12 protein-coding genes are annotated in these 23961 nt (G+C 75.4%); 5 read left to right on the plus strand and 7 right to left on the minus strand.

The annotated features are described in order from the left end of the window. Positions 1-109: 109 nt before the first annotated feature. The 4 genes from ACWGB8_RS26995 to ACWGB8_RS27010 all read right to left on the minus strand — a co-directional run bounded on the left by ACWGB8_RS26995 (position 110) and on the right by ACWGB8_RS27010 (position 17256). On the minus strand, positions 110-319 hold the full coding sequence (locus ACWGB8_RS26995; protein ID WP_452216201.1) for an MbtH family protein: 210 nt from the start codon (positions 317-319) through the stop codon (positions 110-112). 64 nt (positions 320-383) lie between these two features. Next, complete coding sequence (locus ACWGB8_RS27000) at positions 384-14603, minus strand: amino acid adenylation domain-containing protein (RefSeq protein WP_452216202.1); 14220 nt, start codon at positions 14601-14603, stop codon at positions 384-386. A gap of 50 nt (positions 14604-14653) precedes the next feature. Then, a complete protein-coding gene (locus tag ACWGB8_RS27005; protein WP_452216203.1) occupies positions 14654-15697 on the minus strand; it encodes an iron-siderophore ABC transporter substrate-binding protein in 1044 nt (347 codons plus the stop codon). A 194-nt stretch (positions 15698-15891) separates the two neighbouring features. Continuing rightward, positions 15892-17256: a lysine N(6)-hydroxylase/L-ornithine N(5)-oxygenase family protein gene (locus tag ACWGB8_RS27010; RefSeq protein WP_452216204.1), complete on the minus strand. Its 1365-nt coding sequence runs from the start codon at positions 17254-17256 to the stop codon at positions 15892-15894. A gap of 233 nt (positions 17257-17489) precedes the next feature. On the opposite strand from ACWGB8_RS27010, the gene ACWGB8_RS27015 reads away from it, so the two are divergent. Together ACWGB8_RS27015 and ddaH are read left to right on the plus strand one after the other, a co-directional pair. Continuing rightward, entirely contained in the window at positions 17490-18437 is a 948-nt protein-coding gene (locus ACWGB8_RS27015; RefSeq protein ID WP_452216205.1) for a methionyl-tRNA formyltransferase, read from the plus strand. A 149-nt stretch (positions 18438-18586) separates the two neighbouring features. After that, on the plus strand, positions 18587-19399 hold the full coding sequence (ddaH, locus tag ACWGB8_RS27020) for a dimethylargininase (protein WP_452216206.1): 813 nt from the start codon (positions 18587-18589) through the stop codon (positions 19397-19399). 125 nt (positions 19400-19524) lie between these two features. On the opposite strand, the gene ACWGB8_RS27025 is transcribed toward ddaH, so the two are convergent. The 3 genes from ACWGB8_RS27025 to ACWGB8_RS27035 form a co-directional block, all read right to left on the minus strand. Then, positions 19525-20457 (minus strand): pseudouridine-5'-phosphate glycosidase, encoded by a 933-nt coding sequence (locus tag ACWGB8_RS27025; protein WP_452216207.1) that lies wholly within the window; start codon positions 20455-20457, stop codon positions 19525-19527. After that, complete coding sequence (locus tag ACWGB8_RS27030; protein ID WP_452216208.1) at positions 20454-21722, minus strand: PfkB family carbohydrate kinase; 1269 nt, start codon at positions 21720-21722, stop codon at positions 20454-20456. The genes ACWGB8_RS27025 and ACWGB8_RS27030 overlap by 4 nt, the downstream gene beginning before the upstream one ends. 85 nt (positions 21723-21807) lie before the next feature. Then, on the minus strand, positions 21808-22701 hold the full coding sequence (locus ACWGB8_RS27035) for a LysR family transcriptional regulator (protein WP_452216209.1): 894 nt from the start codon (positions 22699-22701) through the stop codon (positions 21808-21810). A 172-nt stretch (positions 22702-22873) separates the two neighbouring features. On the opposite strand from ACWGB8_RS27035, the gene ACWGB8_RS27040 reads away from it, so the two are divergent. The 3 genes from ACWGB8_RS27040 to ACWGB8_RS27050 all read left to right on the plus strand — a co-directional run bounded on the left by ACWGB8_RS27040 (position 22874) and on the right by ACWGB8_RS27050 (position 23863). Next, positions 22874-23026 carry a hypothetical protein gene (locus tag ACWGB8_RS27040; RefSeq protein ID WP_452216210.1) on the plus strand — a complete coding sequence of 51 codons (153 nt, stop codon included), beginning with the start codon at positions 22874-22876 and terminating at the stop codon, positions 23024-23026. Then, positions 23020-23250: a dihydrofolate reductase family protein gene (locus ACWGB8_RS27045; RefSeq protein WP_452216211.1), complete on the plus strand. Its 231-nt coding sequence runs from the start codon at positions 23020-23022 to the stop codon at positions 23248-23250. The genes ACWGB8_RS27040 and ACWGB8_RS27045 overlap by 7 nt, the downstream gene beginning before the upstream one ends. Before the next feature lie 73 nt (positions 23251-23323). Further along, on the plus strand, positions 23324-23863 hold the full coding sequence (locus ACWGB8_RS27050) for a dihydrofolate reductase family protein (RefSeq protein ID WP_452216212.1): 540 nt from the start codon (positions 23324-23326) through the stop codon (positions 23861-23863). Positions 23864-23961 lie beyond the last annotated feature (98 nt).

The following is a 23961-nucleotide window of genomic DNA, read 5'->3' on the forward strand; positions in this document are numbered from 1 at the left end:
CCCGTGCCCCGTCCGCCGGTCCGGCGGGCGGGGCACGGGCGTGTCCGGGCGTGTGCGGGCGTCGGCGGGCGTCGGTCCTGCCCGGTGACGTCGGTCCTGCCGGGTGAGGTCAGTCCTGCCCGGTGACCAGGCTCCGGGGCCGCAGGTCGGTCCAGTGCTGCTCGACGTACGCCAGGCACGCCTCGCGGGAGTCCTCGCCGTGGACGGTCCGCCAGCCGGCCGGGACGTCCGCGAAGGACGGCCACAGCGAGTGCTGGTCCTCGTCGTTGGCGAGGACCAGGAAGCGGCCCTGCGGGTCCTCGAAGGGGTTGGTGCTCATCGGAGGTCCTCCTGGCGGTCGCGAACCGGGGTCGGGGGGCGGGGGCGCATGGCGGTGGCGGGGGTCAGGTGCAGCTGTCGACGGAGGCGAGGGCGGCCAGCACCGTCAGCGGCAGGTCCGGGCCGGCCGCGGCGGCGCGCAGCAGCTCGACGAACTCGCGGACCAGCCGCTCCGCCCGGGCCCGGCCGAAGAGGTCGGTCGCGTAGTCCAGCGCGCAGTGCACCGGGCCGTCGCCGCGCGGCTCGTGGAAGCCGAGCACCAGCTCGGCCCGCGCCCGGCCGGTGGGCAGCGCCTCCAGCGTGCCGAGGCCGCCCTCCAGCCGGGCCAGGTCCGCCTGCTCGTGGTGGACCACCGCCACCTGCGGCCCCTCCTCGGGCAGCCCGGCCGCGCGGGCCGCCGCCGCGTACGGCAGCTCCTGCCGGTCGAGCGCCCCGAGCACGGACTCCCGGACCCGGGCCAGCAGTTCGCCGATGTCGGGGTCGCCCGAGGTGTCGGTGCGCAGCACGACGGTGTTGAAGAAGCAGCCGACCAGTCCGTTCAGCCGCTCGTCGGTCCGGCCCGCGACCAGGGTTCCGATTGGCAGGTCGGTGCCCGCGCCGTGCGCGGTGAGCAGGGCGGCGAACACCGCGTGCAGGACCATGAACATGCTGGTGCCGGTGGAGCGCGCGAGGCGGTCGACGTCCTCGTGCAGCCGGGCGTCCAGGACGAAGCCGACCCGGTCGCCTGCCGGGCCCGGGGCCGCCGGGCCCGGCCGGTCCGCGGGCAGTGCGAGCCGCGCCGGCACCCCGGCCAGGGCCCGCCGCCAGTGGGCGAGTTGGCGGGCGCCGAGGCTGCCGGGATCGGCCGGGTCGCCGAGCACCCGCTGCGCCCAGCGCGCGTAGTCCTCGTACCCCACGGGCAGCGGCGCCCAGTCGGGGGCCGCACCGCGTAGCCGGGCGGCGTAGGCGGTGGCGAGGTCGTGCAGCAGCGGGACGACCGACCACTCGTCGGCGGCCAGGTAGGACGCCGTGAGGAGCAGGGCGCTGCGCCCGTCCGGGCCGGTGAGCAGGTGGGCGCGCAGGGGCGGTTCCCGGGTGGGGTCGGGTGCCTCGGCCACGAGTTCGGCGAGGCGGCCCTCCGGCCGGTCGCAGTCCTCGGTCCGCAGCGCCGGGGGTTCGGCGGCCCGCCGGTGCACCGCGCCGTCCCGTTCGGTGAAGACCGTGCGGAGCGGTTCGTGGCGGGCGGTGAGGTCGGCGAGGGCGGCGGCGAGGGCCGCGGGGTCCAGCCCGTCGCGGGAGCGCAGCACCAGGGCGTGGTCGGGGCCGGGCCGCCGGCGGTGGGCGGCCCACGGGTGGTGCTGGACGGGGGCGAGCGGCCGGTCGCCGTCCGCCGCGGTCCGCCCGGTGGGCAGCAGCGGGGGGCGGGCGGCGCCGGCCCGGTCGAGCTTGGCGGCGAGCCCGGCCACGGTGGGGGCGTCGAACACGTCGCGGACGGTGAGGTCGGCGCCGAGCGCGGTGCGGATGCGGCCGAGCAGGCGCATCGAGGCCATCGAGTGCCCGCCGAGGGCGAAGAAGCCGTCGTGGATGCCGACCGACTCCAGGTGCAGGACCTCGGCGAAGAGTTCGGCGAGCCGGGCCTGGGTGGCGGTGGCGGGCCGGGTGTCGCCGGTGAGCGCGGACCAGTCGGGGGCGGGCAGGGCCCTGCGGTCGAGCTTGCCGTTGGGGGTGAGCGGCAGCGGCCCGTCCAGCGGGACGACCAGGGCGGGCACCATGTAGTCGGGCAGCCGCTGCGCGGCGTGGGCGCGCAGGGCGTCCGGGTCGAGGCGCGCCCCGCGCTCCGGTACGGCGTAGCCGACCAGGCGGACCAGGTCGCCGGTGCGGTCGGCCACGACGGCGACCTGGGCGGTGTCGGGGTGTCCGGCCAGGGCGGCCTCGACCTCGCCGAGTTCGATCCGGAAGCCGCGGATCTTCACCTGGGTGTCGACCCGGCCGAGGAAGTCGAGGTCGCCGTCGCGGCGCCAGCGGGCGCGGTCGCCGGTGCGGTACATCCGCGCGCCGGGCGGCCCGTACGGGTCGGCGACGAAGCGTTCGGCGGTGAGGCCGGGCCGGTTGAGGTAGCCGCGGGCCAGGCCGCGGCCGGAGACGTAGAGTTCGCCGACGACGCCGGGCGGGACGGGGCGCAGCCGGGCGTCGAGCACGTAGCAGACGGTGTTGGGGTCGGGGCGGCCGATCGGGACGCGTCCGGTGCGGGCGCCGCTGCCCCGGCGGGCGGGCCAGAGGGTGGAGTTGACGGTGGCCTCGGTCAGTCCGTACGCGGCGATGAGGTCGACGGTGGCGGCGTGCCGTTCGACGAGGTCCGGCGGGACGGTCTCGGTGCCGACCAGGATGGTGGAGCCCTCGGGCAGCGGGCAGTCGGCGGGCAGGGCGGAGACCAGGGAGGGCGGCAGGATCATGTGGGTGATCCGCTGCCGGGCCAGGAAGTCGGTGAGCGGCGGCCCGGCGACGCGGCACTCCTCAGGGATCAGCACCAGCCGTCCGCCGTGGCAGAGCGCCATGGCCAGTTCGAAGACGAACACGTCGAAGCCGACGGAGGCGAACTGCAGGACCCTGCTGTCGGGGGTCAGGCCCATCCGGTCGACGGCGGTGGCCACCAGGCTGGAGATGCCCTCGTGCGGGACGACCACGCCCTTGGGCAGGCCGGTGGAGCCGGAGGTGTAGATGACGTAGGCGGCGCGGTCGAGCGGGATCGGGGGCGTGTCGGGCGCGGTGGCGGGCTGCCGGTCGAGTTCGGCGGCGGTGTCGGGGGCGTCGAGCAGCAGGACGGGGGTGCCGGTGGCCGCGGGGAGCTTGCCGGCGACCGGTTCGGTGCCGATCACCAGGGCGGCCCGGGAGTCCCGGATCATGTGGGCGAGCCGGTCGGCCGGGTGGGCGAGGTCGAGCGGGAGGAAGGCGGCGCCGAGCCGCAGGACGGCGAGGACGGCGGCGACGGTGTCGGTCGAGCGGGGGACGGCGATGCCGACCACGCTCTCGGTGCCGATCCCGCGGGCGGCGAGCAGCCGGGCGATCCGGCCGGCCCGGGCGTCGAGTCCGGCGTAGTCGAGCGCGCGGTGGCGGTCCACCACGGCGACGGCGGCGGGGCGTTCGGCCAGCCGCCGGGCGAACAGCGCGGGCAGGCCCGCCTCGTCGACGGTCCTGGCGGTGGCGTTGAACTCCTCCAGGACGAGCCGGCGTTCGGCGGCGGAGAGCATGCTGAGCCCGGAGATCCGCTGCGCGGGGTCGGCGGCGATCGCGGCGAGCAGCCGGCCCAGCCGGTCGGCCAGGGCGGTCACGGTCTCGCGGTCGAACAGCTCGGTGGCGTATTCCAGTCGGCAGCCCAGCGAGCGGCCCTCGTGCTCGGTGAAGCCCAGCGCCAGGTCGAATTTGGCGGTGCGGGTCTCGTACGGCACGAACTCGACGTCCAGTCCGGGGAGTTCGAAGGGTGCGTCGGTGCGGGCGTGGTAGCCGACCATGACCTGGAAGAGCGGGTTGCGGGCGGGCGAGCGGGTCGGGTTGAGGCGTTCGACGACGGCCTCGAAGGGGACGTCCGCGTGCGAGAAGGCGGCCAGGTCGGCGGTGCGGACCCGGCCCAGCAGCTCGGTGAAGGCCGGGTCGCCGGACAGGTCGGTGCGCAGCACCAGGGTGTTGACGAAGAAGCCGACCAGGTCGTCGAGGGCCTCGTCGGTGCGGCCGGCGATGGGGGCGCCGAGCGGGATGTCCTCGCCGGCGCCGAGGTGGTGCAGCAGGGTGGCGACGGCGGCGTGCGCCACCATGAACATGCTGGCGCCGTGCTCCTTGGCGATCCGGCGCAGGCCGCGGTAGGTGTCGGGGTCGAACTCGACGGTGAGGTCGGCGCCGGCGAAGGTGGGGCGGGCGGGGCGGGCCCGGTCGGTGGGGAGTTCCAGTTCCTCCGGGGCGCCGTCCAGGACGCCGTGCCAGTGGTCGAGTTGGCGGGCGGCCGGGGAGGCGGGGTCGGCGGGGTCGCCGAGCAGCCGGCGGTGCCAGAGCGCGTAGTCGGCGTACTGGACGGGCAGCGGCGCCCAGTCCGGGGACGCGCCGCGCAGCCGGGCGGCGTAGGCGGTGGCGAGGTCGCGCAGGAAGGGGCGGTCGGACCACTCGTCGGTGGTGATGTGGTGCAGCAGCAGGACGGCCACGTGGTCGGTCGGTGCGAGTCGCAGGACGGTGGCGCGCAGCGGGAGTTCGGCGGCGAGGTCGAACGGGCGGTGGACCGCCTCGGTGATCAGCTGCGGCAGCTGTTCCTCGGTGGCGGGCCGGAGTTCGACCTCGGGGCGGGCGTCCGGGAGGATGCGCTGGCCGACCAGGCCGTCGTGTTCGGTGAAGACCGTGCGCAGGGCCTCGTGGCGGCCGGCGACGTCGGCGAGGGCGGCCCGCCAGGCGTCCGGGTCGAAGGCGCCGCGCAGGCGCAGCACGAGCGGGAAGTTGTAGGCGGCCGAGGTGCCCTCCAGCTGCTGGATCAGCCAGAGCCGCTGCTGGGCGTGCGAGAGCGGGAGTTCGGCGGGGCGCTCGGCGGCGGTGAGCGGCGGCCGGTCGCCGTTCGCCGGGCGGGCGGCGCGGGCGACGAGTTCGGCGACGGTCGGCGCCTCGAAGAGGTCGCGGATGGCGAGTTCGGCGCCGAGGACGGTGCGGGCGCGGCCGATCAGCCGGGTGGCGAGCAGGGAGTGGCCGCCGAGGTCGAAGAAGTCGGCGTCGGTGCCGATCCGGTCGGCGGGCAGGCCGAGGACGTCGGCGAAGAGCGCGCAGAGCGCCGTCTCCTCGGGGGTGCGGGGCGGGCGGGTGCCGCTGCCGGATCCGGGGTCGGGGGCGGGCAGGGCCCGGGTGTCGAGTTTGCCGTTGACGGTCAGCGGCAGGGTCGGGACGGCGGTCAGCGCGGCGGGCACCATCCAGTCCGGCAGCACGGTCCTGAGGTGGGCGCGCAGCCGGTCCGGCAGGCCGGCGGCGTCCGGTCCCGCGGTGCCCCCGGCGGGCACGACGTAGCCGAACAGGCGCTTGGCGCCGGCGTGTTCGGCGACCACGACGGCGGCGTGCGCGACCTCGGGGTGGGCCTGCAGCGCGGCGGTGATCTCGCCGAGTTCGATCCGGTAGCCGCGGATCTTCACCTGGTCGTCGGTGCGGCCGAGGAAGCCCAGCTGCCCGTCGGGGCGTTGGCGGACCAGGTCGCCGGTACGGTACATCCGCTCGCCCGGGGCGCCGAAGGGGTCGGCGACGAAGCGCTCGGCGGTCAGGCCGGGCCGGTCGTGGTAGCCGCGGGCCAGGCCGGTGCCGGCGATGTACAGCTCGCCGGGGCAGCCGGGCGGGACCGGCCGCAGCATGGCGTCCAGCAGGTGGGCGCGGGTGCCGCGGATCGGCCGCCCGACGGTGGGGGCGGCGCTGTCGGCGGTGGAGCCGCCGAGGGTGTTAATGGTGTACTCGGTGGGGCCGTACAGGTTGTAGCCGTAGGTGCCGTCGGTGTCCCGCAGCGCGCTCCAGACGGCGTCGGGCACGGCCTCGCCGCCGAGCAGCACCAGCGCGGGCCGGTGGCGGCCCTCACCCTGCTCCAGCAGGCCCTGTTCGAACAGGAGTTGGGCGTAGGTCGGGGTGACGTTGACGACGTCGATGCGGTGCCGGTCGCAGTAGGCGACCAGGGCCTCGGCGTCGCGGCGCAGCTCCTCGTCGCAGATGTGCACCTCGTGGCCCTCGACCAGCCAGAGCAGTTCCTCCCAGGACATGTCGAAGGCGAAGGAGACGGTGTGGGCGATCCGCAGCCGGCGCCCGCCGGCCGCGGCGACCGCCGGGGCGAAGATCTCCCGCCGGTGGTTGAGCTGCATGTTCGTCAGGCCCCGGTAGGGGGTGACGACGCCCTTGGGGCGGCCGGTGGAGCCGGAGGTGTGGATGACGTAGGCCGGGTGCTCCAGGCGTCCCGGCACCCCGCGGGCGAAGGCGGGCCGCTCGGCGTCGGCGAGCGGCCCGGCGGGCAGGGCGGCGAGTTCGGCGGCGGTGGCGGGGTCGTCCAGCAGCAGTTCCGGGGTGCCGTGCCCGCCGCGCAGCGCCGGGGCGGTGGCCGCGGTGGAGAGCAGGCAGAGCGGGCGGGTGTCCTCGATCATGAGCTTCAGCCGGTCGGCCGGGTGGTCGAGGTCGAGCGGCAGGTACGCGGCGCCGGTGCGCAGTACGGCGAACAGGGCGACGACGGTCTCGATGGAGCGCGGCAGGGCGAGGGCGACGACCCGTTCGGGGCCGGCTCCGCGGGCCAGCAGCAGCCGGGCGAGCCGGTTGACCTCGGCGTCGAGTCCGGCGTGGTCCAGGGTGCGGGCGCCGAAGACCAGGGCGGGGGTGTCCGGGCCCGCGGCGGCGCGGGCGGCCAGCAGGTCGGCGACGGTCTCGTCCGGTACGGGCTCGCGCGAGGCGGCCGCGGCCCGGGCGAGGGCGCGGCGTTCGGCGGGCAGCAGCAGGTCGACGGTGCCGGTGCGGGCGGTGAGGTCGCCCTCGAACCGGGCCAGGACGGCGGTGAAGCGGTCCAGCAGGGTGCGGGCGGCGTCGGCGTCGAACAGGTCGGGGCGGGCGGCCAGGGTGATCCGCAGCCGGGTGCCGGGCGTGACGATCAGGGTGAGCGGGAAGTGCGTGCCGTCCACGTTGGCCGTGCCGGTGATGCCGTGCCGGCGGCGCAGGGCGTCCGCGCGCTCCTCGCCGTCGGCCGAGCGCAGCACGAACAGGGTGTCGAAGAGCCGGCGGTGGCCGGTCTCCTGCTGGATCGCGCCCAGGCCGACGTGCTCGTACGGCATGACGGCGGCGCGCTCGGACTGCAGGCGGCGCAGCAGGTCGAGCAGGGTCTCGGCGGGGTCGAGGGCGACCCGGGTGGGCACGGTGTTGAGGAACATGCCGATGATGTCCGCCACCCCGGGCACCTCGGCGGGCCGGCCGGCGACGGCCGTGCCGAAGGCGACGTCGGTGCGGCCGACGGTGGCCGAGAGCACCAGCGCCCAGGCGGCGCCGAGCAGGGTGTTCAGGGTGAGGCCGTGGCGGCGGGCGTTCTCGCGCAGCCGGTCGCCGGCCGCGCGGCCGAGGAGGGTGTCGAAGTCGGCCGGGATGACCGGTCCGCCGTCGCGGCCGCCCGGCGCGACCAGGGTGGGTTCCGCGAAGCCGGCGAGGGCGTCGCGCCAGGCGGCGAGGGCGCCGGCGCCGTCCTGCTCGGCGAGCCAGGCCAGGTAGTCGCGGTAGGAGCCGGCCGGGGGCAGCGCGGCGGCGTCCGCGGCGCTCTCGTACAGGGCGAAGAGCTGCTCCAGGAACAGCCAGGCGGACCAGCCGTCCCAGAGGATGAGGTGGTGGGTGACGACCAGGCGGTCCCGGCCGCCGGCGAGCCGGATCAGCAGCAGCCGGCAGAGCGGCGGGGCGGCCAGGTCGAAGCGCCGGCGGCGGTCGGCGGCGAGGAGTTCGCGGACCCTGGCGTCCTGCCGGTCGGCGGGCAGGTCGGTGAGGTCGACCTCGGTGAGCGGGACGCCGGGGTCCGCGGTGATGAACTGCACCGGGCCGGGCAGGCCGTCGCTGAGGAAGCCGGCCCGCAGACCGGTGTTGCGCTCCAGCAGGGTGCGGGCGGCGGCGCGCAGCCGGTCGGCGTCGAGCCGGTGGTCCAGGTCGAGGGTCTCCTGGGAGAGGTAGACGTCCAGGCCGGTGGTGTCGTAGGTGGCGTGGAAGTACATGCCCTCCTGGAGCGGGGAGAGCGGCCACAGTTCGGCCACCGGGCCGCCGGCCGCGGCCTCGACCCGGGCGCGTTCCTCCGCGGTGAGCACGGGGCCGGCGAACGGGGCCGGGGCAACCGGCGGGGCGGCGGCCGGGGGCCCGACCGGGGCCGGGGGCCCGGCGGCGGTCAGCCGGTCGAGCAGGGCTTGCAGCGCCGGGTCGACCGGCCCGGCGCCCTGCTGTGCGAGGACGGCCCGCAGGGCGGCGGCCGCGGCGCCGGCCTGGGCCGCGTCGACGGTGACCGGGGCGGGCTGCGCGGGCTCGGCGGGTACGGCCCGGCCGTCGGCGGCGGTCGCGGCGGAGGCGGTCGGGGCGTTCGGGGCGTTCGGGTCGGTGGGAGCGGCGGGCCCGGGCAGGTCGGTGGCGGCGGCGGCGAGCCCGGCGGGCGTCCGCGCGGTGAACACGTCCCGCGGGCTGACCGCCAGACCGTGCTCGCGGGCCCGGGTCGCGACGGTGATCGAGCTGATGCTGTCACCGCCGAGGACGAAGAAGTCGTCGTCCGGTCCGGCGCCGGGCAGGCCGAGGACGGCGGCGAAGATCCCGCACAGCAGGCGCTCGCGCCCGTCGCGCGGCTCCCGGCCGCCGGTGCCGGCGGTGACGGCCGGGGTGGGCAGGGCGTTCTGGTCGAGCTTGCCGCTGGAGGTCAGCGGCAGCGCGTCGAGCACCTGCACCGCCCTGGGGACGAGCGCGGCGGGCAGCGTCGCGGCCAGCGCGGTGTGCAGGGCGGCGCCGTCCGGAGCGGCGCCCGCCGCGGGGACGGCGTAGCCGAGCAGCGCACCGTCGCGGACCACGACGGCGGCCCGGGCCACCTCCGGCAGCGCGGCGAGGGCGGCCTCCACCTCGCCGAGTTCGATCCGGTGGCCGCGGATCTTCACCTGGCGGTCGGTGCGGCCCAGGTAGTCGAGAACGCCGTCGCCGGCCCGCCGCCGCACCAGGTCGCCGGTGCGGTACATCCGCTCGCCGGGGGCGCCGAAGGGGTCGGCGACGAAGCGTTCGGCGGTGGTGCCCGGCCGGCCGTGGTAGCCGCGGGCCAGTTGCACGCCCGCGAGGTACAGCTCGCCGGGGACGCCGTCGGGCACCGGGCGCAGCAGCTGGTCCAGGACGTACAGCCGGGTGTTCCAGACCGGGCGGCCGATCGGGACGTCGGGGCCGTCGCCCTCCGGTCCGGTGGTGGTGCACGGGTGCCAGGTGACGTCCACGGCGGCCTCGGTGGGGCCGTAGAGGTTGTGCAGCGGTACGCCGCCGGTGAGTTCGGCCCAGCGGCGGGCGGTGCCGGCGGGCAGGGCCTCGCCGCTGGAGTAGGCCCGGCGCAGGCTCGCCGCCCACGCGGGCGGGGCTGCCGCGGCGGGAGGGCGGGGGGCCGCGTCGACGAACGCGGCCAGCATGGAGGGCACGAAGTGCAGGGTGGTGATCCGCTCGGTGCGGATCAGCTCGGCCAGGTAGCCGGGGTCGCGGTGGCCGTCCGGCCGGGCGAGCACCAGGGCGGCGCCCTCGACCAGCGGCCAGAAGAACTCCCAGACCGAGACGTCGAAGCCCGCCGGGGTCTTCTGCAGCACCCGGTCGTCGGCGGTGAGCCCGTACTGCCCCTGCATCCAGGCCAGCCGGTTGAGGATCGCCCGGTGGGTGACCACGACACCCTTGGGGCGGCCGGTGGAGCCGGAGGTGTGGATGAGGTAGGCCGGGTGGTCGGGGCCGGCCGACGCCGGATCCGCGGACTCCCGGGCCCCCTCCGGCTCGGCGTGGGGGTCGTCGAGCAGCAGCGGGCCCGGTCCGGGCAGGTCGGGCAGCCCGCGGGCGGCCTCGCGGGTGGTGAGCACGGTGACTGGGCCCGCGTCGGCGAGTTGGAGGGCGAGGCGCTCGCGCGGGTGCTCGGGGTCGAGCGGCAGGTAGGCGGCCCCGGACTTGAGCACGCCCAGCAGGGCGACCACCAGGTCGGCGGAGCGGGGCACGGCGACGGCGACGAAGTCCTCCGGGCCGGCTCCGCGCGCCCGCAGCCGGCGGGCCAGCCGCTCGGCGCGGGCGTCGAGTTCCGCGTAGTCGAGCCGCCGGTCGCCGTCCACCAGGGCGGTGGCGTGCGGGGTCCGGGCGACCTGCGCGGCGAACCGCGTGACCAGTGTGCCGGGGGCCACCGGCCGTTCGGTGGCGTTGAGTTCGGCGAGCCGGGCGCGTTCGCGCGGGGAGAGCAGGTCGAGCCTGGCCACCGGCCGGTCGGGGTCGGCGAGCAGCACCTGCAGCAGGCCGGTGAAGCGGGCGGCGAGCACGGCCACGGCGGTGCGGTCGAGCCGGGTGGCGTCGTGCTTGAAGGTCAGTCCCAGCGCCTCGCCGGGCCGGACGACCAGGGCGAGCGGGTAGTGCACGGCGTCCAGCACCTCGGCGGCGGTGATCAGCGGCTTCCCGGTGGCGGGCGGCCCGGCGGCCGGGTGGTTCTCGAACACCAGCAGGGTGTCGAAGAGTTCGCCGCCGCCGGCCGCGCGCTGGATCTCGGCGAGGCCCAGGTGCTGGTGCTCCAGCAGCCCGGCCTGATCGTCCTGGAGGCGCTCCAGCAGTCCGGCGAGGGTGTCGTCCGGGCGGATCCGGACCCGGACGGGGACGGTGTTGATGAACAGGCCGACGGCGTCGGCGAGCCCGTCGACCTCGGCGCTGCGGCCCGCGACGGTGCTGCCGAACACCACGTCGGAGCTGCCGGTCAGGCCGCCGAGCAGCAGGCCCCACAGCCCGTGCAGCACGGTGCCCGGGGTGAGTCCGCGGGCGCGGGCGAGGGCGGTGAGTCCGGCGCCGAGCGGTGCGGGCAGGGTGGCGTCGACCTGCTCGGGCCGGGGGTGGGCGCCGGTGCCGGGGCCGGCCGCGACGGTGGGGCCGGGCAGTCCGGCGAGGGCGGAGCGCCAGGCCGCCGCGGCGGCCCCGCGGTCGCGGTCGGCGAGCCGGCCGAGCCAGCCGCCCGGGTCGGCGGGGGCGGGCAGGTCCGCGCCGCGGCAGAGCGCGTCCAGCTCCCGCAGCAGGATGCCCAGCGACCAGCCGTCGACGATGATGTGATGGAGCGTCAGGATGAGGCGGTGGCGGCCGAGCAGGGTGGCGCGCAGCAGCGGGGGCGCGGTGAGGTCGAAGCCCTCGGCGCGGTCGGCGGCCAGCACGGCGTCCGGGTCGGTGCCGTCGGTCTCCCGCCAGTCCAGGTCGGCGTGCTCGGCGATCCGCTGGACGACCCGGCCGTCCGGCAGCTGCCGGAATCCGGCCCGCAGCAGCGGGTGGCGGTCGAGCAGCTCCTGCAGTGCCGCGCGCAGCCGTCCGGTGTCCACCGCGGGTGCCAGGTCCAGGAGTTGCTGCACCACGTAGAGGTCGGCAGCCGACTCGTCGTAGCGGGCGTGGAACCAGAAGCCCTCCTGGAGCGGCGAGACGGGCAGGGCGGAGCCGTCGAGTGCGGGCGGCTGCCCGGGTGCGGCGGGCGGCCCGGCCGGGCGGGCGACGGCGGCCAGCGCCGCCACCGTGCGGCGCCGGAAGACCTCGCGCGGAGTGAGCGCCAGCCCCCGGGCGCGGGCGCGGGTGACCAGGTGGACGGCGACGATGCTGTCCCCGCCGAGTTCGAAGAAGCTGTCGTGGACGCCGACCGCGGGCAGGCCGAGCAGTTCGGCGAACAGGTCGGCGAGCGCGGTCTCGGCCGGCCCGGTGGGGGCGTCGGCGCCGGCCGCGGCCGTCCAGTCGGGCGCGGGCAGGGCGCGGGCGTCGAGTTTGCCGTTCGGGGTCAGCGGCAGGGCTCCGGCCAGCACCACGACCGCCGAGGGCACCAGGTGGTCCGGCAGGGTGGCCGAGATCCGGGTGCGCGCGGCGCGGGCGTCGTCGTCGCTGCCCACCAGGTAGGCGACCAGCCGCTTGGCCCCGCGGTGGTCGTCGCGGACCTGCACGGCGGCCTGCGCGATGCCGGGGCAGGCCATGAAGGCGCTCTCGATCTCGCCCGGTTCGATCCGGTGGCCGCGGATCTTCACCTGTCCGTCGGCGCGGCCGAGGAACTCCAGGTTGCCGTCCGTACCCCAGCGCACCCGGTCGCCGGTGCGGTACATCCGCTCGCCCGGGGCGCCGTACGGGTCGGCGACGAAGCGTCCTGCGGTCAGGCCGGGGCGGCCGAGGTAGCCGCGGGCCAGGCCGCGCCCGCCGACGTACAGCTCGCCCTCGGTGCCGGGGCCGACCGGTTGCAGGGAGGAGTCCAGGACGTAGCAGCGGGTGTTGGGGTCGGGCCGGCCGATCGGCACCGGCCCCCGCCGGCCGGCCTCGGCGGGCCACAGCGTGGAGTTGACGCTCGCCTCGGTCAGCCCGTACGCGACGACCACCCGCAGCCGGCCGGACCAGCGGGCGATCAGCTCGTTCGGCACGGCCTCGGTGCCGACCACCAGGACGGCACCCTCGGGCAGTTCGCAGTCGGCGGGCAGGGCGGCGACCAGGGACGGCGGGAGGATCATGTGGGTGGCGCGGTGGCGGGCGATGTAGTCGGTGAGCTCCCGCCCGGCGACCCGGCGCTCGGCGGGGACGAGCACGAGGGTGCCGCCGATGCACAGCGACATGACGACGTCCCAGACGGTCACGTCGAAGCCGACCGAGGCGAACTGGACCACCCGGCTGTCGGGGCCGACCCCGATCCGGTCGGTGGCGGTGGCGATCAGGCTGCCGACGCCGTCGTGCGGGACGGCCACGCCCTTGGGGCGGCCGGTGGAGCCGGAGGTGTAGATGACGTAGGCGGCCCGGCCGAGCGGGACGTCCCGGCCGAGGTCGGCGGTGGCGTGCCCGGCGAGTTCGGCGGCGACCGCGGGATCGTCCAGCAGCAGCCGCTCGGCCGCGGACTCCCCCGGCAGTTCCCCGGCCAGCGCGCGGGTGGTCAGGACGGTCCGGGCGCCCGCGTCGGCGAGCATGTACGCGAGGCGCTCCTGCGGGTGGTCGGTGTCCAGCGGCAGGTAGGCGGCGCCGCACTTGAGGACGGCCAGCAGGGCGACCACCAGCTCGGCGGAGCGCGGCAGGGCGAGGGCGACCACGTCCTCGGCGCCCGTACCGCGGGCGGCGAGCAGCCGGGCGAGCCGGTTGGCGGCGGCGTTCAGCCCGGCGTAGCTGAGTTCGACGTCCTCGCAGACCAGCGCGGGCGCGTCGGGGGTGCGGGCGGCCCGGGCCTCGAAGGCGGCCGGCCAGGACACCTCCGCCACCTCGCGCGGCGCCGTGCCGAGGCCGTCCAGCACCCGGGCGCGCAGGTCGGCGTCCAGCAGCTCCAGCCGGCCCACCGGCCGGTCGGTGCCCCCGGTCAGTGCGGCCAGCAGCAGCAGCAGCCGCTGCTCGTGCGCCGCCAGGGCCGCCTCGTCGCAGACCGCCGCGTCGGCGACCAGGTCGAGCCGCACCCGGTCGCCGTCCGGGCTCTGCCCGAAGGTGACGGCCAGGTCGCTCGCGGGGCCGAGCCAGAGCGGCCGGAAGTCGCCCGGGTGCTCGCCGAAGCGGGCGCCGCCGCGGCTGGGCAGCACGTTGACGGTCGGGCCGACCAGCTCGGCGACCCCGTCGACCAGCCCCAGCTCCCTGGCGAGGTCCTCCGCCCGGTAGCGGCCGTGCCGCACCAGCTCGTCGAGGCCCCGGTCGACCGCGGCGACCAGGTCGGCCACCGGCTGTCCGGCGCGTACGGACAGCCGCAGCGGCAGCAGGTTGGACACCATGCCCGGCACCTCGCGCTCCGCCGGGTCGGTCCGGGCGGCGAACGGCACCCCGAGCACGAGGTCCTGCTCGCCGGTGCAGCGGTGGAGGTAGGCGGCGACCGCCGCGATCAGCAGCCGGGACAGGCCGGTGCCGCAGTGCCGCGCGGTCTCCCGCAGCTGGGCGGTGAGCCCGGGCGGCAGCTCGGCGGTGCACCGCACCCGCCGGGCCATCGGGGCGGGGCCGCGGCCGACCAGCCGGGCCGGCTCGGGGCGGCCGGCCAGCCGCTCCCGCCAGTACGCCCGGTCGGCGGCGAACCGCGCGGACTCCCGGTACGCCCGCTCGGCGTCCAGCAGCCGGGGCAGCCCCCAGTCGACGGACCCGGCCCGCTCCCCCCGGCCGTACAGCTCGCCGGCGCGGCGGCAGAGCAGCAGCGCGCCCGCGCCGTCCATCACGATGTGGTGGTAGCGCTGGTACCACCAGAGGCGGTCGGGGCCGAGGCGCAGCAGCGCCTGGCCGAACAGCGGGCCGCGGGCGAGGTCGTCGACGCGGTCGCGGTCGGCGGCCGTCCACTCCTGCGCGGCGCGCAGCGGGTCGGCCTCGCCCCGCAGGTCGACGACCGGGAGCTCGACGGCGAACCGTCCGGGCAGCTGGTGCCCGCCGTCCGGGGCGATCCGCACGTGCAGGCAGTCGGCCTCCCCGACCGCCTGCCGCACGGCGGCGGCGAGGCGGTCGAGGTCGGGCTCGCCGCGCAGTTCCAGGAGGAAGGCGATGGAGTAGGCCGAGCTGTCGGGCTCGATCCGCTGGGCCAGCCGGATGCCGGTCTGGGCCCCGGTCAGGGGCAGCCCCGCCCCGGTGGACACCTGGTCGGACTCGACGTCGAACATGCTGGGTTCGCCTTCCGGGTTCCTGGTTCTGCGTCAGCGAGGGGGCGGCGCTACTTGGCGGTCAGCAGCGGCTCGATCTGGTCGATCGCGTACGGGATCGACAGCACCGTGTTGAAGGAGAACGCCGCGCCCACGTCCGGGCCCTCGTAGGGGACGAACAGGTCGCGCTTCTCCTGGGAGACCTTGAGCTTCTTGTAGAAGGGCTCGGCCTTGATGCGGTCGTTGGCCGCGGTGCTGGAGGTCACCCAGACCAGCCGGTCCACGTCGAGGACGTCGAGCTTCTCGGCGCTCAGCTCGGCGACGTTCCAGCCGGGCTTGGCCAGGCCGTCGATCTCCGGCTTGAGCTTGAAGCCCAGCTCCTGGAAGAAGATCGCCTTGGGGTCGGTCTTCGCGAAGGCCGAGTACTTGCCGGCCTCGAAGCTGTCGGCGACCACCAGGGTCTGCGCGGCCCACTCCGGGTGCTTGGCGGCGACCGCCTTGAACCGCGCCGCGATGTCCGCGATCCGCTTGTCGATCTCGGCCTCCCGGCCGAGGGCCTTGCCGATCTGCTTGGTCATCACCTGCCAGGGCGCACCGTACTCGGGGTGGTCCTTGGGCTGGGCCACCACCGGGGCGATCTTGGAGAGGGTGTCGTACTGCTCCTTCTTCATGCCCGAGTACTGGGCGATGATCAGGTCGGGCCTGAGCGCCGCGATCTTCTCCATGTTGTACTCGTCGCGCTCGCCGACCACCTGCGGCGGTGTGCCGCCCCACAGGTCCTTGGCCCACGGCCACTTGCCGTACGGCTTCTCCTTGAACCAGTCCACCGAGCCGACCGGCTTGATGCCGAGCGCCAGCACCGCGTCCTGGTCGGACAGCCCGAGCGTCACCACCCGCTTCGGCTCGGCCTTGACCTGGGTGCTGCCGTACTTGTGCTCGACGGTCACCGGGAAGGCACTGGTGGCGGCGCCCGTCTGCCCGGCGGGCTTCTTCTCGGCGGCGGTGTCGGCGTCCGATCCGCAGGCGGCCAGCACCAGGGCGGCGGCGACGGCGACCGCCGCGTGCGGCAGCCGTCTCGCGGTACGGGCCGGGGCGGGGCGTGGAGCGTTGAACACGTGCGTTCCTTTCGGATGGTGCGGGGGTGCGCCCGTCCGGGGCGTTCCCGGCGGACGGGCCGGGAGGTGCGGGGGGCCGGAGCGGTCCGGCGGTCGCGGGCGCGGCCCGGCGGCGGGGCGTCGCTGCGCCCCGCGCGGTCGGCCGGCGCCCTGCCGCCCCGCCCCCGGATGCGCGTCGGGGGCCGGGGCGGGGGTCAGGAGCCGACGACGGAGTCGACCGGGTCGGCCGCCCGGGCCGGGGCGCCGGCGGTGTCCGGGCGCCGGGTGAGCAGCGAGTCGAGGATCTCGCCGACCCGGATGGCGGTGTTGGACAGCAGCGAGGAGGTGATGCCGTGGGTGTGCTCGGTGGCGGCGCCCTGGAGGTAGACGCCGCAGCGCAGTTCGGGCCCGGCGGCCAGGCGGTAGTCGCGTCCGACCCGCGGCCGGCCGAGTTCGTCGCGCAGGCAGTGCGCGCCGGCCTCGCCGAGCAGGGCGAGGTCGTCGGCGGGCCGGTAGCCGGTGGCGCAGACCACCAGGTCGGCGTCGAGCGGCAGCCGTTCGCCGGTCACCAGGGACTCCACGGTGGCGCGCACACCGGTCTTGGTCTCCTCGACCCCGGCGAGCCGGGAGACGTTGAGCAGCCGCAGCCGCTCCCGGCCGAGCACCTTCTCCCGGTACGAGCGGTGGTAGAGGTCGTCGATGAGGTCGATGTCCACCACGGCGTAGTTGGTGTTGGCGTGGTAGCCCATCAGCCGGCGCTTGGTCTCCTCGGGGGCGGTGAAGTAGGCGTCCACCGCGGCGGGGTCGAAGATCCGGTTGGCGAAGGCGCTGTCGTCGGCGGGGCTGTAGCCGTAGCGGGCGAAGACCGCGCAGACCTCCGCGTCGGGGAAGCGCCGGTGCAGGTAGCCGACGGTCTCGGCGGCGCTCTGGCCGGCGCCGACCACGACCAGGCGGGCGGGATCGGTGCCGTCCAACTCCGCGATCCGGGTGAGCAGGTCGCGGTTGTGCCAGACCCGGTCGGTGCGCTCGACGCCCTCCGGCATGTGCGGGCGGAGCCCGGTGCCGAGGACCAGGTTGCGGGCCCGGTGGACGACCGGCTCGGCGCCGGCGTGCGGCCGGGAGACGACGTCGAGGTACTCCACGAGGCCGTCGCGCACCACCGGGCGGACGGCGACGACGTCGTGCCCGTAGGACACCATGTCGTCGACCTTGGAGGCGGCCCACTCGAAGTAGTCGTGGAACTCGATCCGCAGCGGGAACAGGTTCTTGTGGTTGATGAAGTCGATCAGCCGGCCCCGGCTCTGCAGGTAGCACAGGAAGCTGTACTGGCTGGCCGGGTTCCGCAGCGTCACCAGGTCCTTGAGGAAGGAGACCTGCATGGTGGCGTCGTCGATCAGCATGCCCCGGTGCCAGCCGAAGGAGGGCTGGCGCTCCAGGAAGTGGGCGGTGACGGCCCCGCTCCGGCCGGCCCGCGCGTTGTGCTCGCAGATCGCCAGCGCCATGGCGACGTTGGACGGCCCGAAGCCGACCCCGACGAGATCGTGGACCGGTGGCCCGCCGTCGGGAAGAGCCTGCGACATGTCACTCCCATCGACTCGGGTCGGGCGTTTGGGGGCGGAGGCGGTCGGGCACCCTCGCAAACGCCGAACCGGCGGCAGTTACTTAGGTGAAGCTAACCTAAGTGGCCGCGAACTGTCGACACCCCTCGCAGCTCAAGTCGGTTCCCGCAGGCTGAAATTCGCCCTCATTGCCTAGGTTAGGCAAGCCTTGCTTTACTGTCGGCGAACCGGCACACTGCCTCAAGGAGGAGCCCATGCGGGTCGTCATGTTCGGCTATCAGACCTGGGGCCACCGCACGTTGAAGGCGCTCCTGGAATCCGAGCACGACGTGGTCCTGGTCGTGACCCACCCCAGGAGCGAGCACGCCTACGAGAAGATCTGGAGCGACTCGGTCGCCGACCTCGCCGAGGAGCACGGCGTCCCGGTACTGATCCGCAACCGCCCCGACGACGAGGAACTGCTGGAGCGGCTCAAGGCCGCCGAGCCGGACGCCATCGTGGCCACCAACTGGCGCACCTGGATCCCCGAGTCCGTCTTCGGCCTCCCCCGCTACGGCACCCTCAACGTCCACGACTCGCTGCTGCCCGCCTACGCCGGCTTCTCCCCGCTCATCTGGGCGCTGATCAACGGCGAGAAGGAGGTCGGGGTCACCGCGCACCTCATGAACGAGACCCTGGACGCCGGCGACATCGTGCTGCAGCGCGCCGTCCCGGTCGGGCCCCGCGACACCACCACCGACCTGTTCCACAAGACGCTGGAGCTGTTCGGCCCGATCACCGTCGACGGACTCGCCGAACTCGCCTCCGGACGCACCGACTTCCCGAAGCAGGACCGCAGCCGGGCCAGCTTCTTCCACAAGCGCGCCGAGGAGGACATCCGGATCGACTGGCGCTGGCCCGCCGACCGGCTCGACCGGCTGGTGCGCGCCCAGTCCGCGCCCTACCCCGCCGCCTTCACGCACCACCGGGGCCGGCGGCTGGAGATCCTCGCCGCCGAGGTATCCGCCGAACGCTACGGCGGCACCGCCGGCCGGATCTTCTACCGGGAGGGCGAGGGCGTGGTCGTCGTCGCCGGCCCGGACGCCCACACCGGACGCAACCACGGACTGGCCGTCACCCGCGTGCGCACCGAGGACGGCCGGGAACTCGCCGCCACCGACTACTTCACCACCATGGGCGGCTACCTCACCGACTGCCCCTAGGGCTTGTCTGACAATTCGCGTCGCATGAGCGCGCGACGCCGGGCACCCCGGCGACGCGCCCGCGGCGGTGTCGACGAAGTCGCGTCCGAGCGGCGGGACTTCGCCGACACGCCCCCGGGCGCCCCTGACCTCACCAAGGGATCGGACCCATGCGCATCGCCACCCCACGCCGCTACCTCATGTGCCGGCCCACCCACTTCGACGTGGTCTACTCCATCAACCCGTGGATGGATCCGCACAAGCCCGTCGACACCCCGCGCGCCGTCGCCCAGTGGGAGCACCTCCGCCGGACCTACCTGGACCTCGGCCACACCGTCGAGACCGTGGATCCCCGCCCCGGACTGCCCGACATGGTCTTCGCCGCCAACGGCGCCACCGTGGTCGACGGCCGGGCCCTGGTCGCCCGCTTCCGCGACGCCGAACGCCGCGCCGAGGCCCCCGCCTACCGCGCGCGGCTGCACGAACTCGGCTTCACCGACCTGCACACCGCCGAACTCGTCAACGAGGGCGAGGGCGACTACCTGCTGGCCGGCGACCTGCTGCTGGCCGGCACCGGCTTCCGCAGCGACCCCCGCTCGCACGCCGAGGCCCAGGAGTACTTCGGTCGGCCCGTGATCAGCCTCACCCTGGTCGACCCGAACTACTACCACCTCGACACCGCGCTGACCGTCCTCGACGACCGCACGATCGCCTACTACCCGCCCGCCTTCTCCCCCGGCAGCCGCGCCGTCCTGGAGCGGCTCTTCCCCGACGCCGTCACCGCCGACGACGCCGACGCCAAGGTCTTCGGACTCAACGCCACCTCGGACGGCCGCAACGTCGTGCTGCCGTCGGCCGCCACCGGCCTCGCCGAACAGCTGCGCGAGCGCGGCTTCCGTCCGGTCGGCGTCGACCTGACCGAGCTGCTGCTGGCCGGCGGCAGCGTCAAGTGCTGCACGCTCGAACTCCGTCCGGCCGCGTAACCGGCCACCCGGACGCGGGCGGCCCGCCGGACCGGCCCGCTCGACCGACCCGCCGGCGCGGCGCGGTCCCGGGGCTGCCCGGCCCGGGACCGCCCGCGCCGGGCGGGTGTGCGGTCGACCAGCGGTCAGGCCTTCGACCCCGCCGCGTAGGCGGTGGCGATCCGCGCCCCGAGCCGGGCGTTGTTCTTCACCAGGGCGATGTTCGCCTTGAGGCTGTCGCCGCCGGTGATCTCGACGATCCGGCCCAGCAGGTACGGGGTCGCCTCCTTGCCCTTGATACCCAGCTCGTCCATGTCCGCCAGCGCCCGGTCGATGATCGCGGAGATCCGCTCGGCCGGGATCTCGTCGCCCTCGGGGATCGGGTTGGCGATGTTCAGGCCGCCCGCGATACCCAGGTCCCACTTGGCGCGCATCACCGCGGCGATCTCCTCCGGCGAGTCCGAGCGCATCGGCGCCCGGAAGCCGCTGCTGCGGGAGAAGAAGGCCGGGAACTCGTCCGTACCGTAGGCGATCACCGGCACGCCGCCGGTCTCCAGGTTCTCCAGCGTCAGGCCGATGTCCAGGATGCTCTTCACCCCGGCGCTGACCACCGCGACGTCGGTCTGCGCCAGCTCGGTGAGGTCGGCGCTGATGTCGAAGCTCTGCTGGGCACCGCGGTGGACGCCGCCGAGGCCGCCGGTCACGAACACCCGGATCCCCGCCAGCGCCGCCAGCCGCATGGTCGCCGCCACGGTGGTCGCCCCGTGCTCGCCGCGGGCGATCACGTACGGCAGGTCGCGCAGGCTGGCCTTGGTGACGTTCGGGCTGGTGGCGAGGAGCTCCAGGTCCTCCGGGGTCAGCCCGACGCACGGGCGGCCCGAGAGCACCGCGATGGTGGCCGGCACCGCACCCTGGCTGCGGATGATGTCCTCGACCTCGGTGGCCATCGCGACGTTCTGCGGGTACGGCATGCCGTGGCTGATGATCGTGCTCTCCAGCGCGACGACCGGACGGCCGTCGGCGAGGGCCTGGCGGACCTCCTCGGTGAGGACGAGGTCGGGGTGGGGGGTGCTGGTCACAGGGTGCTCCCGGTGTCGGTGCTGTCGGTGCTGCTCGTGGTGTCTGTGGTGTCCGCGGTGTCCGCGGTGTCCGTGGTGTCCACGGTGTCCGTGGTGGGGCTGTCGCCGGGTGTCCGGCGGCCGGCGCCGCCCCGCTCGGCTCCGGGCCGCTCGGCGCCGCCCCGCTCGGCGAGGGCCTGCGCCAACAGCCGGGCCGACAGGTCGGGCCGGACGGTGTGGGCGCTCTCGATGGTCACGGCGGCCGCGGCCGCCCCGAGGGCCGCCGCCTCCTGCGGCGAGTGGCCCGCCAGCAGCGCATGGGCGAACGCGGCGAGCATCGAATCGCCCGCCCCCGTGACGTCCTCGACCCGCGCGGACAGCGCCGGGACGAACACCCGCCCCTCGTCCGCACTGCTCAGCAGACTGCCCCGGACACCGAGCCGCACCCAGACGTGCTGCACCCCGCGTTCGTGCAACTGCTGCGCGGCGGCGAACAGTTCGTCGTCCGTGCCGGCGGGCAGGCCGGTCAGGGCGGTCAGCTCGTCCCGGTTCGGGGTGACCGCGAACAGCGGGCGGTCCGCGGCGATCAGCGGGGCCAGGGCGGCGGCCTTGGGCACGCTCACCGGGTCCACCAGCGTCCGCACCCCGGCCGCCAGCCCCAGGTCCATCGCGTGCGAGGCGGTCGGGCCGGAGAGGTTCCCGTCGAGCACCAGCAGGCCGGCGTGCGCGAGCAGTTCGCGCAGCGGGCCGAGGTGCTCCGGCGCCAGGTGCGCGGTCGCCGTCATGTCCGCGACCGCCAGGACGAGTTCGCCGTCGGCGTCGAGCACCGCGGTGTAGGTCCCGGTCGGGTGCTCGCCGCGGTGCACGTGGTCGAGCCGGACGCCCGCGGCGGCCGTGTCGGCGTACAGGCGCTCGCCCATCGGATCGTTGCCGAGGGCGGCCAGCAGATAGGTCGGGGTACCGAGCCGGGCCAGGTTCTCGGCGATGTTGCGGGCCACCCCGCCGGCCGCCATCGACCCCGAGCCGGGGTTGCTGGTCCCGAGGATCGCGGTCGCCGCGCTGCGCGCCTTGATGTCCAGGTTGGCCCCGCCGATCACCACGGCGGAGGGCTCCTCGCTGAGGATGTAGCCCCGCCCCCGGATCGCCCCCTTGCGGGCCAGGTTCGACAGGTGGACGTTCACCGCCGCCCGCGTGGTGCCGAGCCGTTCGGCGATCTCGGCCGGGGCGAGCAGCGGATCGTGCCGCAGCAGGCCGATGATCTCGCGTTCTCTCTCCGTCAGCGCCATGCTTAGAACACTAAAGCGCCTTAAGATATGTAGGCAAGCCTTTGGGGTCGGGCAATCCGGAACGCCGCCGGGGCACGGCGGACGGTCAGTGCTGCCGCCTGAGCTCCCGGACGAGGTGGACGAAGGCCCGGATCCGGGCGTTCTCGTCGGCGGCCCTCCAGAGCAGGCCGTAGTCGATCGTCGGGGCGTCGCTGAACGGGACGAAGACCACGCCCGGCCGGGTGTAGTAGCCGGCGCCGCGGGCGGCGACCACCGAGACGCCCTTGCCGTTGCTGATGTGCGCCAGGACCTCCTGCCAGTAGACGATCGGCGCACCGTGCGGGATGGGGCGGCCGGACGGGGTGCGGGTCGGGTAGTGGTACTCCAGCCAGTAGTCGGGGGTCTTCCCGGTCACCGGCAGCAGCACCGTGTCGGCCAGGTCCTCCAGCGAGACGCTCCCCCGCTCGGCGAACGGGTGCCCCACCGGGACCATCAGCGCCCGCGGCTCGGAGAAGACCACCGGGCCGACCGCGATGTCCGGTTCGCGCACCGGGAACTCGGTGAGCTGGAGGTCGAGTTCGCCCGAACGCAGCGGGCCGTACGGATCGTTGAGCTGCACCTCCTGGATGCGCACCTCGCAGTCCGGGTACCGCTCGCGGAACACGTCCGCGGCCCGGACGACCAGGTCGCCGCACCACAGGGCGGAGTAGCCGACCCCGAGCGTGCCGGTGACGCCGCGGGCGGCAACGATCGCCTGCGCCAGCCCGGCGCCGATCCGCTCGTAGGCGGGGGCGAGTTCGTCGCGCAGCTGGCGGCCGAGCGCGGTCAGCCGGACGTCGCGGCTGGTGCGTTCGAACAGCGGTGCGCCGACCTGGCGTTCCAGCTTCTTGATGGTCTGGCTGATCCGGCCGGTGGTCACCCGCAGCCGTTCCGCGGTGCGGCCGAAGTGCAACTCCTCCGCCAGCGTCAGGAACGCCTCCAGCTCCAGCCGTTCGAGCACCGCTGCCTCCCTGGGTCCGTCCCTCGACAGTGCGTCATGAACGGTAGCCGGTGCGGGCCCGGCCCGTTGAACCGGGTTAAACGCTCGTACCCGGAACGGCCGTTGATGCCCGTTCCGTCCCGCGGGCAGACTGGCCGCGAACGGACCGCCGCCGCCTGGAGGGCACCCCCGCATGAGACTCACCGTGACCACCTTCGTCTCCCTGGACGGCATCCTGCAGGGCCCTGGAGGGCCCGAGGAGGACGCCTCCGGCGGGTTCGAGCTCGGCGGCTGGCTGGTGCCGTACGTCGACGAGGGGTTCGGCTCGATCGCCGGACCGTGCTGAAGCACGACCTGGTGGACGAGCTGCGGCTGCTGACCTTCCCGGTGGTGCTGGGCAAGGGCAAGGGCCTGTTCGAGCCCGGTACCGTCCCGACCGCCTGGCGGCTGTCCGACGTCCGGTCGACCGGCACCGGGGTGATCGGCCACACCTACGAGTTCGCGGGCCGCCCGGCGCTCGGCGACATCGAGGTCGGCGAGGACGGCCGGGAGCAGTTGGTCCGCGGCTGATACCGGCCCGGTCGCGCGCCCAGGCCCTGCCCTGAAAGGCGCGCACGCCCCTACTCACGGATTCGGGACACCCATGCGGAGGATCACCGCCGGCTTCTTCATCTCACTGGACGGGGTCGTGGAGGCTCCGTACGCCTGGCACTTCCCCTACCTGAGCGAGGAGGTGACCCGGGCCGTCGCCGACCTGACGGCGGGGGCGGAGGCGATGCTGTTCGGCCGCCGCACCTATCAGGAGTTCGCCCGGCACTGGGCCCCGCGCGGCGACGACCCGCTGGCCGCCCGGCTGGCGGCGATCCCCAAGTACGTCGCCTCCACCACCCTGGAGCGGGTGGACTGGGCCAACTCCACCCTGCTGACCGGCGACCCGGCGGAGCGGATCGCCGAGCTGAAGCGGGGCGGGGACGGCCGGGTCGCCGTCGCGGGCAGCGCCGTGCTGGTCCGCTGGTTGCTGGCGCACGGTCTGCTGGACGAGCTGACGCTGCTGGTGCACCCGGTGGTGATCGGGACCGGCGCCCGGCTGTTCGAGGGCGAGTCGGACCGGTACCCGCTGGCGCTGACCCGCTCCGCCGCCCTCGCCAACGGCACCCTGCACGTCACCTACCGGCCCGCCTGACCGGGGCCGCGCCGGGAAGAGGGGCTGCTGATGGAAGGCGGCCGCGCCAGGAGGGCCGGCAGCAGGAGGACGGCCGGTCCGGACCCGGGGTCCGGACC

It is taken from the genome of Kitasatospora sp. NPDC054939 (assembly GCF_053610105.1).

Bases quoted from the DNA above. Each gene is read 5' to 3' on its own strand.
- ACWGB8_RS27000 (WP_452216202.1), bottom strand. From the start codon at position 14,603: ATGTTCGACGTCGAGTCCGACCAGGTGTCCACCGGGGCGGGGCTGCCC.
- ACWGB8_RS27015 (WP_452216205.1), top strand. From the start codon at position 17,490: ATGCGGGTCGTCATGTTCGGCTATCAGACCTGGGGCCACCGCACGTTG.
- ACWGB8_RS27010 (WP_452216204.1), bottom strand. From the start codon at position 17,256: ATGTCGCAGGCTCTTCCCGACGGCGGGCCACCGGTCCACGATCTCGTC.
- ACWGB8_RS27050 (WP_452216212.1), top strand. From the start codon at position 23,324: ATGCGGAGGATCACCGCCGGCTTCTTCATCTCACTGGACGGGGTCGTG.
- ACWGB8_RS27040 (WP_452216210.1), top strand. From the start codon at position 22,874: ATGAGACTCACCGTGACCACCTTCGTCTCCCTGGACGGCATCCTGCAG.
- ACWGB8_RS27030 (WP_452216208.1), bottom strand. From the start codon at position 21,722: ATGGCGCTGACGGAGAGAGAACGCGAGATCATCGGCCTGCTGCGGCAC.
- ACWGB8_RS26995 (WP_452216201.1), bottom strand. From the start codon at position 319: ATGAGCACCAACCCCTTCGAGGACCCGCAGGGCCGCTTCCTGGTCCTC.
- ddaH (WP_452216206.1), top strand. From the start codon at position 18,587: ATGCGCATCGCCACCCCACGCCGCTACCTCATGTGCCGGCCCACCCAC.